Raw genomic sequence first — 14,571 nt, 5'->3', positions numbered from 1 at the left:
TATTTTTTTAGATAAATATTGACATATATGATAATTCAATATACTATATAGGGGTATAAGGTATAAAGGAGGAATAACATAATGAAAGAATGGTTAGTGGATGAAGAAAAGCATACAATTATATTTGTTGTATTATCAGGATTATCACTTGTATTTAGTTTCTTTAATGTTTTTAAAGGTAACTTGCCCTTTGATATAGCTTGGATAGCTATTATACTTTGTGGGATTCCCATTATAAAAGGAGCAATAGAGGGCTTAATTACTGAATTTGATATAAAGGCTGATGTTCTAGTTTCTATTGCGTTAGTTGCAGCCATATTTATAGGTGAAATTTTTGCTGCGGGAGAAGTGGCATTTATTATGACTATTGGAGCTTTATTAGAGGAAAGAACTGTTGCCAAAGCTCGTGCGGGTATTGAAAAGTTGGTTAATCTCACTCCTAGTACTGCAAGAATCATAATAAATGGAGAGGAACGTATAATTTCTTCCAGTGAAGTAAAGATTGGAGATACTCTACGGGTCCTTGCTGGAGAAAGTATTGCAGTAGATGGAATAATTATAAGTGGACAAACATCTATTAATCAAGCAGTAATGACAGGGGAATCTTTGCCAGTGGATAAAGGTGTTAATGATGAGGTTTTTAGTGGAACCGTAAATCAATTTGGTACTTTTGAAATGAGAGCTACAAAAGTGGATTCGGATAGTTCAATGCAAAAAATGATTAAGCTTGTAGAATCTGCTGATGCCGGCAAGGCAAAAATTGTAGGTATGGCTGATAGATGGGCTACTTGGATTGTAGTAATTGCACTAACTGCTGCTATTTTAACATGGATTTTTACTGGTGAAATTATACGTTCTGTAACAATACTGGTTGTATTTTGTCCATGTGCCTTAGTGCTTGCAACACCTACTGCTATTATGGCAGGTATAGGCAATGTTACAAAGTATGGCATTTTAGTGAGAGAAGGAGATGCATTAGAAAGACTTGCTAAAATAAAATATATTGCCTTTGATAAAACAGGTACACTTACTTATGGTAAACCTATAGTAAATGTTGTAGAGAGTTTTGAAAAAGATATATCATCTGAAAAGTTATTGTTACTTACAGCGTCTTTAGAAATGCGATCGGAGCATCCTTTGGGAAAAGCAATTGTAGAGCACTTTAAATCTGTTTCAAAAGTTACAACAAAAGAAATAGAAAATTTTAATATGATAGCAGGACGTGGAGTTAGTGGAAAAATAGAAAAAGACTTTATCATTGCTGGAAATAATAAAATGCTATCTGAAAAATCTATTTCTATACCAAAAAAAATATCTGAAAAAGCAGATACATATATAAATGAAGGATGTACTATTATATACATAGCTGTAAATCAAGTGCTGGCAGGCTTTATAGCTCTTTCTGACGAGGTACGTGCAGGTGCTTCAAAAATGATAAAAAACATTCATGAAATTGGTGTCAGCAGTATATTATTAACTGGAGATAATAGCAGAGCGGCTTATCATATTGCCAATGCCGTTGGAGTAAAATATATAAAATCTGATTGCTTACCAGAAGATAAAATGGATCAGGTTGATAAATATCAAGATAAGGGTGAGATGATCTGTATGGTAGGAGATGGAATTAACGATGCTCCTGCATTAAAGAAAGCCCATGTTGGTGTTGCTATGGCTAGTATTGGAAGTGATATTGCTGTTGATGCAGCAGATATTGCATTGGTAAATGATGATATAAATTGTATTCCGCATTTACTTAGTTTATCAAAAAAGATAATGAAGACTATTAAGCTTAATTTAATACTTTCCATGGGACTTAACTTTGCAGCTATAATATTAGCTATAACTGGCATTTTAAATCCAATTGTAGGTGCCTTAGTACATAATGTTGGATCAGTTGCAGTTATTATAAATTCATCTCTGTTATTAAAATGGAAAGATAAGAGATAGTATTTACTTAGTGGGAGTTTGTATTCCCACTAAGTTTAGATAAATTATTCAAGAACCTATGGATGTTATCTTTAATTTTTAAAAAAGCAGAAAAATTATCTATTCACCTAAAATGTGTTTTTTTGAACTATATACAGTATGTAATAGTTCTTCAGCTAATGGACTTAATGGTTTTTTAAAAAATTCATCATATACTTTTGTTATATCAGGATTTTCATGAGCAAGTCTTTGGGTAACACTTTGATCTTTGTTATAAAGACCTGCAATTCTCTTTTGGCGGACTTTATCTGCCATAGGAATTTTAACTTTAGGTTGTCCGCCACCACCGATGCAGCCTCCACGACAGGTCATAACTTCAACAAAATCATATTTTTTTTCTCCACTTTTTACTTTTTCAATAAGTTTTCTTGCATTAGCGGTTCCATGTACAATAGCTATGTTAATAGTATAATCACCAATTGTAACCTGTGCCTCTCTGATGCCATCCATATTACCTACGGCTTCTAGATTATATAAATCTTTTGGTGGATTTTTCTTGGTTATATAATAATAGGCTGTTCTAATAGCTGATTCCATAACTCCACCTGTAATTCCAAAGATTATACCCCCACCTGAACCTCTTGATAGCAGGGAATCAAATTCTGCTCCTTGAAGAGCCTTAAATTCTATTTTGTCTTCCTTAATCCAGTTTGATAACTCTCTTACAGTAATAACATAATCCATATCACGTATGTTTTCATCATTGTAATATTTACCAGCATCATTTTTTTCAGCACGAGTGATTTCATATTTTTTTGCAGTACAAGGGGTTACAGCAACGTTCACAATTTTTTTAGGATCTATAGCTGCCTTTTTTGCAAAGTAAGTTTTTATAGTTGGACCCTGCATAAGTATAGGACTTTTAGAGGATGACAGATTATTTATAAGTTCAGGATAATATATTTCCACAAATTCTACCCAGGCTGGACAACAGCTTGTAAACTGTGGTAAAGTGCCGTTGCCGCTGGTAATCCTTTGAACCAGTTCTGAAGCTTCTTCGGTTATAGTTAAATCTGCTCCGAAGGTAGTATCAAATACATAATCTGCTCCAAGATTTTTTAACACTGCAGCCATTTTGTCTTCAACATAAGTGCCTGGCTCCATGCCAAAGGCTTCTCCAAGTGACACTCGTACAGAAGGAGAAGTTTGAAATATAACTATTTTATCAGGATCATTAATGGCGTCTTTTACTTGTTGAACATCAGAAACTTCTGTAATTGAATAAACAGGGCAAACATTAGCGCACTGGCCACAGTAAATACATATAGCTTTATCTCCTGTTTTCTCTAGATCATAATGACCATATACAGAAATCTCCTCAGTACAGACCTTTTTGCATACTTTGCACTTAACACAAAGCTCTTCATGTCTCATAATTGATGGGTTATCTTTTTCAATGGGAACTCTGATATCTGTAAATTTGTGTTTGCTATTCATTATACTATTGTCCTCCTTTAATTAACCTTTGGAATATTTTATTATTACATTATAATATTTTCATATTTTTTGATTGATTACAAGTAAATTATTAAATTGGTAATAAAAAATTAAAAAATTATTTAGTCATGAGAAATTTTTATTTTGCCGCAATTACATATTTCCTACCTTTTTGAAACTCTACTACTAAAAAGTAACTTCTTTTTTTTAGTAATTGAGAAGCCTATACTAATACTTGTATTAACCATATAAAAATTAATGGCCAAATGGTATTGGTAAAAGGGGGAAATAATTAAAATGAATAGATTTACTATACCAAGAGATGTTTATTTTGGAGATAATGCTATAGAACACTTAAAATCAGTAAAGGGAAATAAGGCTATACTGGTTATTGGATCTCAGAGGTTAATAGAGGATGGAACAATTCCCAAAATACAAAATTTATTAAAAGAAGCTGATATTGATACAGATGTATTTTCAGGTGTTGAGAATGACCCTTCAGTTGCCACTGTTAAAAAAGGTGTTCAAAAAATGTCAGAATTCAATCCAGATTTAATAATTGGTGTAGGAGGGGGTTCGCCAATAGATGCAGCTAAAGCAATGTGGATATTTTATGAATATCCAGAGCTTACCTTTGAAGATGTGTCTAAACCATTCACTTTACCAGAGCTTAGGGAAAAAGCAAAGTTTATAGCTATACCAACTACCAGCGGTACAGGTTCAGAAGTTACTTCCTTTTCCATAATAACTGATAATGAAACAGGAATTAAATATCCAATAGCAGACTACAATTTAACTCCAGACATTGCTATACTTGATACTAATTTAGTCCAAAGCATGCCTAAAGCACTAATTGCTAACACTGGAATAGATGCTTTAACTCATGCTTTTGAGGCTTATGTTTCGAAAGCTGGAAATCCAATAACTGATGGTTTAGCTATAAAAGCAATAGAAATGATTGTAAATAATTTAGTTAGCTCCTTTAATGGAAAACAACAATCCAGAAAAGATATGCATATAGCACAATGCTTGGCTGGTATGGCATTTTCCAATGCAATACTTGGGATTGTTCATTCTATGGCACACAAGTCAGGAAAAATATTTAATGTTCCTCATGGACGTTTGAATGGAATATATTTACCTCTTGTTATAAAATTTAATTCTAAGAAAGCTGGAGAAGCTTATGCTGATATAGCTAAAAGATTAGGCTTAAAGGGAGAAACAACAGATGCACTAGTTCAATCACTAATTCAATTGGTTAAAGATATTAGAGCCTCTATGAATATGCCTATAACTTTGAAAGAATATGGTATATCAGAAGAAAAGTTCAGGGATAATCTAGATGAAATATCTAAGGCAGCAGTAAAGGATCCATGTACAGGTACAAATCCAAGAGAAATATCTGCAAAGGAAATGAAAGAATTATTTGAAGCTGCTTATTATGGAACAGCAGTTGACTTTTAAAATTTAAGGGGAGTAAAAACTCCCTCTGTATCTATAAATTGATGCATATAAAAAATTAAAACTAATTATATTGATATGCTTTGTTAATTGGCGGCTTAAATGGCTTTTATGGTTATTTTAAGGCTGCCTTTTTTATATTAAAAAAATTTAGTTTGATGCATTATGTAAGTTCATAAAATTATTTACAAAGCGTTTTCCCCATTTATCCATTGATTTTAAAATGGGAATTAAATCTAATCCTATTTTAGTAAGTGAATATTCAACCATAGGCGGAACTTGACTATAGATAGTTTTGTTTACTAATCCATTATCATTTAGATCTCGTAATTGCTGTGATAACATTTTTTGAGTTATCTCTGGAATCAGTCTTTTAAATTCATTAAATCTGATAACTTTATGTTCACTGAGATTTAAAAGAATAAGTGCTTTCCATTTTCCACTTAAAACCTCTAATGTAACTTCAACTTCACTTTTATAATTGCTACAACTGATTTTATTAAGTCTATCTTTTGGCATATTTTCACTTCCCTTTAACATTCAAAAATTTAACCTGACTAACTTGGCGTAAGTCTCCAACGCACTCTGTACAGACCTCACACAAAATCAAAAAAAGATTTTGGTTCTCTGCTTCCACTCTGTACAGCGATTCACACCAAATACAAAATAAATTTTGTTTTGTCTGCTTTTCTTCAAGTGGCAGTTCAACGCCAAGTAAGCCATGCATTTGCAGTTCTAAAATTCAGATGGGGTAGAAGAATTCCCACCTGAATTAAGAACTTGCTTCAATAAAAGTATTAATAATATATGCTCTATTTAAAATTATAGCATTAAATTTCATATCTATGAATTTATTTTTTGCACCACCTTACTGTTTTCATAATATTTTAAAAAGTGAAGGGGAATCTGAAAACTATGTTATAGAAAAGATAATGAAATAAATTTTATAATTTGCCTGTTAATAAAATTACTAGGATAACAATAGAAGATAGGCAATTATAAGGAAAAGTTCAAATCACTATAAGAGGTGATATATTATGAAGCATAAATTTATTTCAAAAAAATATTCTAACAATATGAATACTACCATGTTCGATTTATCACCAGAATTAAAGAAAAATAACGATATAATAGATTTAAGTATAGGAACTCCTGATTTTATAACTGATAAAATTATAATTGAAAAGGCTATGGAGGATGCAAAAAATGGCCATACAAAATATACGGATCCTGCAGGTGATCCAGAATTTCTTAGAGAATTAATAAAATTTTATAAACAAGAATACAATTATAACTTTAATATAGGAGAAGTAATGGCTGTAGTAGGTGCTTGCCATGGAATGTATCTGGTACTTGAATCAATAATAAATGATGGTGACGAAGTAATAGTCCATGAACCTTATTTTACACCTTATAAAGAACAGATAAAATTAGTTGGCGGTAAGGCGGTTATTTTAAAAACTTTAGAACAAGATAACTTTAATATAAATATAGATGGACTAAAAAGTTTAATAAACAATAGAACAAAAGCTATAATATTGAATTCTCCTAACAATCCTACAGGAGCTTTTTTTGATAGAAAATTATTAGAAAAGATAAGTGAAATAGTTATAAAAAATGATTTAATGGTAATATCAGATGAAGTATATGATGATTTTATTTATGGAGAAAAATTTTATCCTATTGCTGCTATGCCAGGAATGAAGGAAAGAACTGTAACTATAGGAAGCTTTTCTAAAGGTTATGCTATGACAGGCTGGAGAATTGGATATGTAATTGCTCCAGTGTCTATAATAGATTGTATAAAAAATATTAATGAAAATATATGTTATTCAGCACCTTCTATTTCACAAAGGGCAGCCTTACATGCGCTGAGAAAGAGAAAACAAGTACAACCTAAAATAATAGAGGAGTTTAGAAGAAGAATATTCTATTCTTATAAAAGAATAAATAAAATTCCAGGACTAAGTGTATTACCACCTAAAGGAAGTATATATCACTTTGTTAATATTAAGAAGACTGGAATGACTTCCGTAGAATTTTCGGCTATGCTGGCAAGAAGAGCCAAAGTAATTGTTATACCTGGTACTGCTTTTGGAGATAGTGGAGAGGGGTATGTGAGAATAGCTTGTATTGTTGGAATAAAAAAGCTTAAAGAGGCTTTTGATAGGATTGAAAAAATTTGAATAAAGTTTATAAAGTAATCATTAATGGAATATAAATTTATGCACTGAAAGTAAAGGTACTTTTGTATATAATTAAAAAAATTGTCTCACAACATATATACATTGTGAGACAACTTCTATTTTAATATAGTAACTATATACTATAATTTTTATAAAAATTAATTATTTTAAACGATTTTCATAGTCTTGAACCATTTTTTTAACCATTTGACCGCCAACAGAGCCATTTTGTCTTGAAGTAAGATCTCCATTATAACCGTTAGTTAAAGGAGTACCAACTTCGTGAGCAGCTTCCATTTTAAATTGATTTAAAGCTTCTTTTGCTTCAGGAACTAAAATTCTATTTCTACTTGACATAATTAACATCTCCCTTTGATTTTATTTAATATATATTTTATTAGATTTAAGTTATTTTAAACGATTTTCATAGTCTTGAACCATTTTTTTAACCATTTGACCACCAACGGAACCATTTTGTCTTGAAGTAAGATCTCCATTATAACCGTTAGTTAAAGGAGTACCAACTTCATGAGCAGCTTCCATCTTGAATTGGTTCAAAGCTTCTTTTGCTTCAGGAACTAAAATTCTATTTCTACTACTTGACATAACTAACATCTCCTTTCTGATATTATGTTATGTGGTTTTAATAAACATATCCTATGTAATTATAGGACAAGTTGGTATTACAAACTAGATAAAATAATAATTTGAAATATAACAACATATTGACATATGAAATTTTTTTAATAATAGATTTTTGACAGAAATAAACATAAAGACTATACTAAAATTGAAAATATTTTATTAAATTAGGAGTTCTAAATATGAAAAATACAGTATTTTTAAATTCTAAAAAATTAAATTTTGATAATAACATTGATTTTTCTAATTTGAACAATTTTACTAAGGTTACACAATATGATAGTAGTGCTGAAAGTGAAATATTAGAGAGAATTAAAGGACAAAATATAGTAGTAACTAAAGAATTTCCACTTAGTGGAGAATTGATATCTAAATTTCCACCTTCTGTAGAACTTATTTGTGAAGCTGGTACGGGCTATAATAATATAGATATAAAAACTGCAAGGAAGAAAAATATTACTGTATGTAATGTACCAGATTACAGTACTGATGCCGTAGCACAGCTGGTTATAGCTTTTATATTGAACTTAAGTTCATCACTTTCAAAGCAGCAGGTTATGATTAAGCAAAATAATTTTGATAATTTCAGCAAAGATTTACAAGTGCCTCATTTTGAAGTAAAGGAAAAAACTTTAGGCGTAATTGGAGCTGGGGCTATAGGACAACGTGTAATAAAAACTGCGTTAGCTTTAGGAATGAAGGTATTAGTGTATAACAGAAGTGTAAAAGCTATTGATAATGTAAAGTTTGTTTCCTTAGATGAATTACTTGAGAAAAGTGATTTTGTAACATTACATTGTCCACTTACTGAGAGTACCAAAAATCTTATCGATAGAAGTAAATTAAATCTTATGAAATCCTCTGCGTTCATTATAAATACAGCAAGAGGTGCTATAATAAAGGAAACGGATTTAATTGAAGCTCTTAAAAATAAAGAAATTGCAGGGGCTGCTTTAGATGTTCAATATCCAGAACCACCAGCTTTTGATAATCCTCTTTTTTCTATGGATAACGTTATTTTAACGCCACATATAGGATGTAAATGCATTGAATCGAGACAAAGACTAATTAATTTATTAGGTAAAAACATAGAATCCTTTATTAATAATAAAGCAACTAATGTAGTAAATTAACATCATATAGAGTATAAAAATTTAGATTGATTCAGCATAATATAAGGCTGATGAACTTATATTACTTATATTTATGAATATTTTAATAATATGATTTTGTAAATAATTAGCCTACTATTCCTATTTGACAAATTTAATAATAATATTTATAATAATTTTAAACTAATATTGCAAATAGTTGACTAGAAAAACTAGAGACTATGTTTACTGCTATTTCAGAAGATAGGGTAGACATAGTCTTTTTTTATAAAATGTTAATAGTTTTGAACAGTTCGATAATTAGTAATTATGAATTTTTATAGGGGGAACATATGGGATATAATGGGGTTAATATAGAAAAAACTTCAGTTGAAATAAGAGAAAAAAGACTGAATTCAATTAATGGATATGAAGGTACTGCTTCTGATTTATGTAAAAGTTATGATAATAAAACTTTATGTAATCGTAATAGATCTTTTACTCAATGCACTACTTGCAGTGCAGATCAGGTTATGAACCAGTTATCCTGTATTCAGGATGCGGCAATTGTAGAGCATGGTCCTGCGGGATGTAGTGGTGATATACCAAGACGTAACCTAGTAAACAGATCGGGAAGAAGAGCTAGAAATATACCAGTAGCTAATGTGCAATATATAAATACTAATTTGATGGAGAAAGATACTATATATGGTGGATTAAAAAAACTGGAGAATGCTATAAGAGAAGCAAAAAATAGATTTGATCCTAAGGCTATATTTGTTACTACTACTTGTGCATCGGCAATAATTGGAGATGATATTGAGAGTGTAACAGATAAAATAGAGGAAGAGATTGGAATACCTGTAGTAGCTATATACTGTGAAGGTTTTCGTTCTAGAATATGGGCCACTGGATTTGATGCTTCTTACCATGGTATATTAAGAAAGCTAGTTAAACCTGCAGTGAAGAGACAATCAGATGTAGTTAATATAATAAATTTTCATGGTACAGATGTATTTTCACCACTTTTTGCTAAAATAGGTCTTAAGGTTAATTATATTGTACCATTTACTACTATAGAACAACTCAGTAATATTTCAGAAGCAGCAGCTACACTTCAAATATGCTCTAGTCTAGGAACTTATTTAGCTGCAGGATTAGAAAAGTATTTTGGTGTGCCTGAGGTAAAAGCTCCAGGACCTTATGGGGCTGCGGGATTTAATGCATGGATTAGGGAACTAGGTAAAATAGTTCATAAGGAAGAGGAAGTAGAGAAACTTATAGAAGAAGAAAAAAATAGAACAGCACCGAGAATAGCTGAATTAAGAGAAAAGTTAGCTGGCAAAAAGGTTTTTATAGGTGCAGGTTCAGCTTATGCTCATGGAATAATTGCAATTGTAAAAGAACTTGGAATGGAACTTGTAAGTGCATCTACCTGGCATCATGATCCCATATTTGATAATTTTGATAAAAAAGCAGATACATTAAGAAGTGCTTTGGAGAATTATGGAGATTTTAAAATTTCTGTTTGTAATAAGCAATCTTATGAATTAGTAAGTATGCTTTACAAATATAAACCTGACATATATATAGGAAGACATACTGGAACAATATGGGCTACAAAACTTGGAATACCATCATTTTTGTCCTTAGATGAGCACTATGGTGTTGGATATCAAGGATTAATAAATTATGGAGAATTAATTTTAGATACTATAAGCAATACTTCTTTTGTAAAGGGTATAGCCGCACATAATAAATTGCCTTATACCGATTGGTGGCTTAAACAAGAAACTTTTAAATTTATGGAGGAAAGCAAATGATGAGTGAATTAATTCAAGAACCAAGGCATTTTTGTGCTCTCGGTGCTCAGCAGACAGTTATATCTATAGAAAGAGCTATTCCCATATTGCATGCGGGACCAGGATGCAGTGCCAAGCTATCTGCAGCTATGTCTACTTGTGGTGGATACCAAGGTACTAGATATGCTGGAGGAGATGCTATTCCCTGTAGTAATATGTTAGAAAAAGATGTGGTTTTTGGAGCCGAAAATAAACTTAAAAAACTTATAGAAAGCACTTTAAAGATAATGGATGGAGATCTATTTGTAGTTCTTACAGGATGTACTTCCGATATAATTGGTGATGATGTTGGAGATGTTGTAAGAGGCTTTCAGAAAGAGGGAGTTCCAATAGTATATGCAGAAACAGCAGGATTTAAAGGGGATGCTTATAAGGGGCATGAACTTGTACTTGAGTCTATAATAAATCAATATTTAAAAGAAGAAAAAGAAAAAGTTAAAGGTCTTGTAAATGTATTTGCATCAGTTCCAATTCATGATCCATTTTGGGAAGGGGATTTAAATGAGATAAAGAGATTGCTTGAGAGTATAGGGCTTAAGCCTAACATATTATTTGGTTATGATAGTGGTGGTATTGAAGCAATAGATGATATACCTAAGGCAGAATTTAATATTGTAATTTCTCCATGGATAGGTGTTAAAATTGCAAAACTCTTAGAGAAAAAGTTTAAAATACCCTATTTACATTATCCTGTGTTACCTATTGGAGCAGTTGAAACCTCAAAGTTTTTAAATAAAGTAGCTGATTATGCTGATATAAACAAAGAAATAGTTAATAAAGTTATAGAAAAGAAAGAAAATGAATACTATCACTATTTAACCAGGCTCGCAGACTTTTTAGTAGAATTTAGATTTGATTTGCCAAAGAGATTTTTTACTATAAATGATTCAGCTTATTCATTGGCAATGACGAGATTCTTAGTAAATGACTTAGGGCTTTTACCTGAACATCAATTTATAACTGAAGATGTACCGGAGGTATTTAAAAATAAAATAAGAGAATATTTTAAAGATATAGCACCAGACATATTTTCTGAGATAACTTTTTCTCAGGATGGCGGAATAATTAATTCACAATTAAAAAAGTTTCATGTTAATAAAAGTCCATTGATTTTAGGAAGTTCTTGGGATGTTGATATTGCTTCTGAGATTGGTGCTACAAATATAAGCGTAGGACTTCCAGTAGTTGATAGAACTATACTCCAACGAAATTATGTGGGATATACTGGAGGATTAAATTTAATAGAGGATATATATAATAAGATACTATCAAAGCATAATTGATTATAAAAAATAAAGAATTTAAATTATAAAATGGAGAGCTATTCAGGTGAGAAAAAATAAATAGCTCTCTATTTTTAAATAAAAAAATATTTTTTAATATTCATCCCAGTAATCATCATAAAATCCATCGAATGGAAAGAAAAATGGGAATATAATGAAAGGAAATTGTTGTCTGCGTCTACGTCTCCTACGTCTTCTGCGTCTAGGTCTTCCATAATATTCATAATCCTGCTGCCTAAATTGATAATTTGGATTAATATTGAGATATTCATATGAATCTGGAGCCTCATAATTATCAAATGTAGGTTCATCATAAGATCTATAATCATTGTATTCAGGATAATAAGAATAATATGGTGATGGATAAGTATTGGTATTAAGATTGTAATTTACACTTTCTGGATCATAGTAATTGTTTATTTCTTGCTCTTTGTTATTGTTATTAGTATTCAAAGTGTACCTCCATAAATTTTACTATAGTTATATAGTATTCATTAGTAAAAAAATGGTTAATAAATCTCAGAAAGAAATTATATAAATAAAAAAATAACTAATTTATGGTTTATTAATAATAAATTTCCAAATAATGAAATGAAAAATTGTCATTTTACATAAAGTTTTTTTGATAATATAATAAAATTATTGACTTCTAACATAAAAATCAGTAGAATATTAGATGTTATTAATATAATAAAAAATTATTTTAAAAGGGGGTTTTTTACATGAATGGAGTAAATTCAGGAGATACGGCATTTGTCATTATGTCAGCGGCATTAGTTTTATTAATGACTCCAGGACTAGCATTATTCTACGGAGGAATGGTAAGAAGAAAGAATGTATTGAGCACCACTATGTATAGTTATGCAGCAATGGCAATTGTTTCTGTTCAATGGTTATTTATAGGTTATACTTTATGTTTTGGAACTGATATAAGTGGAATAATAGGTAATTTTAAATTTTTTGGATTAAGTGGTGTAGGCTTTGCACCAAATGCTGATTATGCAGCTACAATACCTCAACAGGTATTTATGTTATTTCAGCTTATGTTTGCAATAATAACTCCAGCATTAATTTCAGGAGCTGTTGCAGAAAGAATGAAATTTTTAGCTTTTGCATTATTTGTATTATTATGGACAACTTTTGTTTATGATCCGATTGCTCATTGGGTATGGGGCGTAGGAGGATGGATAAGAAAGTTAGGAGCTCTAGACTTTGCCGGAGGAAATGTAGTTCATATAAGCTCTGGAGTATCAGGTCTTGTAGCAGCTATAGTTCTTGGAAAGAGAAAGAAGACAGGTACACCACATCATCTTCCAATGACTATTTTAGGAGCAGCACTATTATGGTTTGGATGGTTTGGATTTAACGCAGGAAGTGCTCTTGGAATAAACGAATTGGCAGGAAGTGCATTTTTGACAACTAACACTGCGGCAGCTGCTGCGGCTATAGCTTGGAGTGCTTGCGAATATGCTCATAGAAAAAAGGTAACATCTCTTGGGGTTGCAAGTGGAATAGTTGCAGGTCTTGTATCTATAACTCCTGGTGCAGGTTTTGTAACACCAATTGCATCATTGGTTATTGGTCTATTAGGTGGAGTTATCTGTTTTTACGGAGTTACAGTTATAAAATCTAAATTTGGATATGATGACGCTTTAGATGCTTTCGGATGCCATGGTATTGGTGGAATCTGGGGTGGAATTGCTACTGGAATATTTGCATCTACAGGAATAAACTCTGCAGGAGCAAATGGATTATATTATGGAAACCCTAAATTATTAGGAGCTCAACTAATAGCTATTATAATAACTGTTATATATGCAGCGATAGTTACATTTATAATACTAAAAGTGGTTGATAAAATAGTAGGACTTAGAGTAAGCGAAGAAGAAGAAGAAACAGGTTTAGATGTAACACTTCACGGCGAAGAAGCCTATGGTGGAATAGAATAATTATTTCTATGAATAAATGTTCTTTTAAGGGTATAATATACTAAAAAGGGGGTATTACTATGAGCGAGAAACTTACTAAAGTTGATATTATAACTGCACCTGGAAAGTTTGATGAATTAAAAGATGCCTTAAATGAGATTGGAATTACAGGTATGACGGTTTCAAATGTTTTAGGATGCGGTATGCAGAAAGGTCATAAAGAATACTACAGAGGAAAGACAGTAGATATAAAGTTATTACCAAAAATAAAAATAGAAATAGTAGTATGTGATGTACCGGTAGATTCTGTGGTTGAAACAGCGAAGAAAGTACTTCATACAGGTAAAATAGGTGATGGAAAAATATTTGTATATGATGTACAAAATGTTATACGTGTAAGCAGTGGTGAAGAAGGAAGAGACGCATTACAATATAATGAATGATTTACAATAGATAGTAATGAAAATACCAGTTCATAATTTATGAACTGGTATTTTTGTGCTTGAGTTAAGCATTGATATAATTTAATGGTTTAAAGTTTATATCATAGGTTTAATAACATATATGCTAATACTTATTGTATAAATAATGTAGAAAATATTAATAATTGATGAATTATATTGACAAAATAAATAAAGTGTAATAATATATAAACATATCAATTAAATAGGAATACTATGCAATACTTGCGAAAA

At 30.9% G+C, this 14,571-nt stretch carries 13 protein-coding genes; 8 read left to right on the top strand and 5 right to left on the bottom strand.

Annotation, left to right across the window (positions count from 1 at the left end; translation table 11 throughout):
• Nucleotides 1–81 precede the first annotated feature (81 nt).
• A complete protein-coding gene (locus tag CLPA_RS16520) occupies nt 82–1,947 on the top strand; it encodes a heavy metal translocating P-type ATPase (RefSeq protein ID WP_003446422.1) in 1,866 nt (621 codons plus the stop codon).
• 99 nt (nt 1,948–2,046) lie between these two features.
• Here CLPA_RS16520 and CLPA_RS16515 read toward each other — a convergent pair whose 3' ends face one another.
• Nucleotides 2,047–3,423, bottom strand: a complete 1,377-nt coding sequence (locus CLPA_RS16515; RefSeq protein WP_003446424.1) for a [FeFe] hydrogenase, group A — start codon at nt 3,421–3,423, stop codon at nt 2,047–2,049.
• Between the two features lie 297 nt (nt 3,424–3,720).
• Here CLPA_RS16515 and CLPA_RS16510 point away from each other — a divergent pair, with 297 nt between their 5' ends.
• Nucleotides 3,721–4,887 (top strand): iron-containing alcohol dehydrogenase, encoded by a 1,167-nt coding sequence (locus CLPA_RS16510; RefSeq protein ID WP_003446425.1) that lies wholly within the window; start codon nt 3,721–3,723, stop codon nt 4,885–4,887.
• Nucleotides 4,888–5,034: 147 nt separating this feature from the next.
• Here the strand turns inward: CLPA_RS16510 and CLPA_RS16505 are convergent, their stop codons facing one another.
• Nucleotides 5,035–5,403 carry a winged helix-turn-helix transcriptional regulator gene (locus tag CLPA_RS16505; protein WP_034829863.1) on the bottom strand — a complete coding sequence of 123 codons (369 nt, stop codon included), beginning with the start codon at nt 5,401–5,403 and terminating at the stop codon, nt 5,035–5,037.
• Between the two features lie 518 nt (nt 5,404–5,921).
• On the opposite strand from CLPA_RS16505, the gene CLPA_RS16500 reads away from it, so the two are divergent.
• Nucleotides 5,922–7,070, top strand: coding sequence for a pyridoxal phosphate-dependent aminotransferase (locus CLPA_RS16500; protein WP_003446427.1), 1,149 nt, complete (start codon nt 5,922–5,924; stop codon nt 7,068–7,070).
• Between the two features lie 162 nt (nt 7,071–7,232).
• Here CLPA_RS16500 and CLPA_RS16495 read toward each other — a convergent pair whose 3' ends face one another.
• On the bottom strand, nt 7,233–7,427 hold the full coding sequence (locus CLPA_RS16495; RefSeq protein ID WP_003446428.1) for an alpha/beta-type small acid-soluble spore protein: 195 nt from the start codon (nt 7,425–7,427) through the stop codon (nt 7,233–7,235).
• Nucleotides 7,428–7,478: 51 nt separating this feature from the next.
• Nucleotides 7,479–7,676 (bottom strand): alpha/beta-type small acid-soluble spore protein, encoded by a 198-nt coding sequence (locus tag CLPA_RS16490; protein ID WP_003446429.1) that lies wholly within the window; start codon nt 7,674–7,676, stop codon nt 7,479–7,481.
• A gap of 218 nt (nt 7,677–7,894) precedes the next feature.
• On the opposite strand from CLPA_RS16490, the gene CLPA_RS16485 reads away from it, so the two are divergent.
• The 3 genes from CLPA_RS16485 (at nt 7,895) to CLPA_RS16475 (ending at nt 11,948) form a co-directional block, all read left to right on the top strand.
• Nucleotides 7,895–8,845 (top strand): NAD(P)-dependent oxidoreductase, encoded by a 951-nt coding sequence (locus tag CLPA_RS16485; RefSeq protein ID WP_003446430.1) that lies wholly within the window; start codon nt 7,895–7,897, stop codon nt 8,843–8,845.
• Between the two features lie 311 nt (nt 8,846–9,156).
• Nucleotides 9,157–10,626, top strand: coding sequence for a nitrogenase component 1 (locus tag CLPA_RS16480; RefSeq protein ID WP_003446431.1), 1,470 nt, complete (start codon nt 9,157–9,159; stop codon nt 10,624–10,626).
• Nucleotides 10,626–11,948, top strand: a complete 1,323-nt coding sequence (locus CLPA_RS16475) for a nitrogenase component 1 (protein WP_034830080.1) — start codon at nt 10,626–10,628, stop codon at nt 11,946–11,948. The genes CLPA_RS16480 and CLPA_RS16475 overlap by 1 nt, the downstream gene beginning before the upstream one ends.
• A gap of 93 nt (nt 11,949–12,041) precedes the next feature.
• On the opposite strand, the gene CLPA_RS16470 is transcribed toward CLPA_RS16475, so the two are convergent.
• The gene (locus tag CLPA_RS16470) at nt 12,042–12,401 is read right to left on the bottom strand and encodes a hypothetical protein (RefSeq protein ID WP_003446433.1); all 360 of its coding nucleotides are present in this window, start codon (nt 12,399–12,401) and stop codon (nt 12,042–12,044) included.
• A 269-nt stretch (nt 12,402–12,670) separates the two neighbouring features.
• Between CLPA_RS16470 and CLPA_RS16465 the strand changes: the two genes are divergently transcribed.
• Nucleotides 12,671–13,897 carry an ammonium transporter gene (locus tag CLPA_RS16465; RefSeq protein ID WP_003446434.1) on the top strand — a complete coding sequence of 409 codons (1,227 nt, stop codon included), beginning with the start codon at nt 12,671–12,673 and terminating at the stop codon, nt 13,895–13,897.
• A 59-nt stretch (nt 13,898–13,956) separates the two neighbouring features.
• Complete coding sequence (locus CLPA_RS16460; protein ID WP_003446435.1) at nt 13,957–14,319, top strand: P-II family nitrogen regulator; 363 nt, start codon at nt 13,957–13,959, stop codon at nt 14,317–14,319.
• Nucleotides 14,320–14,571 lie beyond the last annotated feature (252 nt).

Origin of the sequence: Clostridium pasteurianum DSM 525 = ATCC 6013 (assembly GCF_000807255.1) — a bacterium.
GTDB lineage: Bacteria > Bacillota > Clostridia > Clostridiales > Clostridiaceae > Clostridium_I > Clostridium_I pasteurianum.
Note: the sequence above shows the minus strand (reverse complement) of the source record. Positions and strands in the feature narration are given on the sequence as shown.

What these genes read in the sequence shown, in the direction of transcription:
- CLPA_RS16465 (WP_003446434.1), top strand. Translation starts at nt 12,671, where the DNA reads ATGAATGGAGTAAATTCAGGAGATACGGCATTTGTCATTATGTCAGCG.
- CLPA_RS16490 (WP_003446429.1), bottom strand. Translation starts at nt 7,676, where the DNA reads ATGTCAAGTAGTAGAAATAGAATTTTAGTTCCTGAAGCAAAAGAAGCT.
- CLPA_RS16480 (WP_003446431.1), top strand. Translation starts at nt 9,157, where the DNA reads ATGGGATATAATGGGGTTAATATAGAAAAAACTTCAGTTGAAATAAGA.
- CLPA_RS16495 (WP_003446428.1), bottom strand. Translation starts at nt 7,427, where the DNA reads ATGTCAAGTAGAAATAGAATTTTAGTTCCTGAAGCAAAAGAAGCTTTA.
- CLPA_RS16510 (WP_003446425.1), top strand. Translation starts at nt 3,721, where the DNA reads ATGAATAGATTTACTATACCAAGAGATGTTTATTTTGGAGATAATGCT.
- CLPA_RS16500 (WP_003446427.1), top strand. Translation starts at nt 5,922, where the DNA reads ATGAAGCATAAATTTATTTCAAAAAAATATTCTAACAATATGAATACT.
- CLPA_RS16475 (WP_034830080.1), top strand. Translation starts at nt 10,626, where the DNA reads ATGAGTGAATTAATTCAAGAACCAAGGCATTTTTGTGCTCTCGGTGCT.
- CLPA_RS16485 (WP_003446430.1), top strand. Translation starts at nt 7,895, where the DNA reads ATGAAAAATACAGTATTTTTAAATTCTAAAAAATTAAATTTTGATAAT.
- CLPA_RS16520 (WP_003446422.1), top strand. Translation starts at nt 82, where the DNA reads ATGAAAGAATGGTTAGTGGATGAAGAAAAGCATACAATTATATTTGTT.
- CLPA_RS16460 (WP_003446435.1), top strand. Translation starts at nt 13,957, where the DNA reads ATGAGCGAGAAACTTACTAAAGTTGATATTATAACTGCACCTGGAAAG.
- CLPA_RS16505 (WP_034829863.1), bottom strand. Translation starts at nt 5,403, where the DNA reads ATGCCAAAAGATAGACTTAATAAAATCAGTTGTAGCAATTATAAAAGT.
- CLPA_RS16515 (WP_003446424.1), bottom strand. Translation starts at nt 3,423, where the DNA reads ATGAATAGCAAACACAAATTTACAGATATCAGAGTTCCCATTGAAAAA.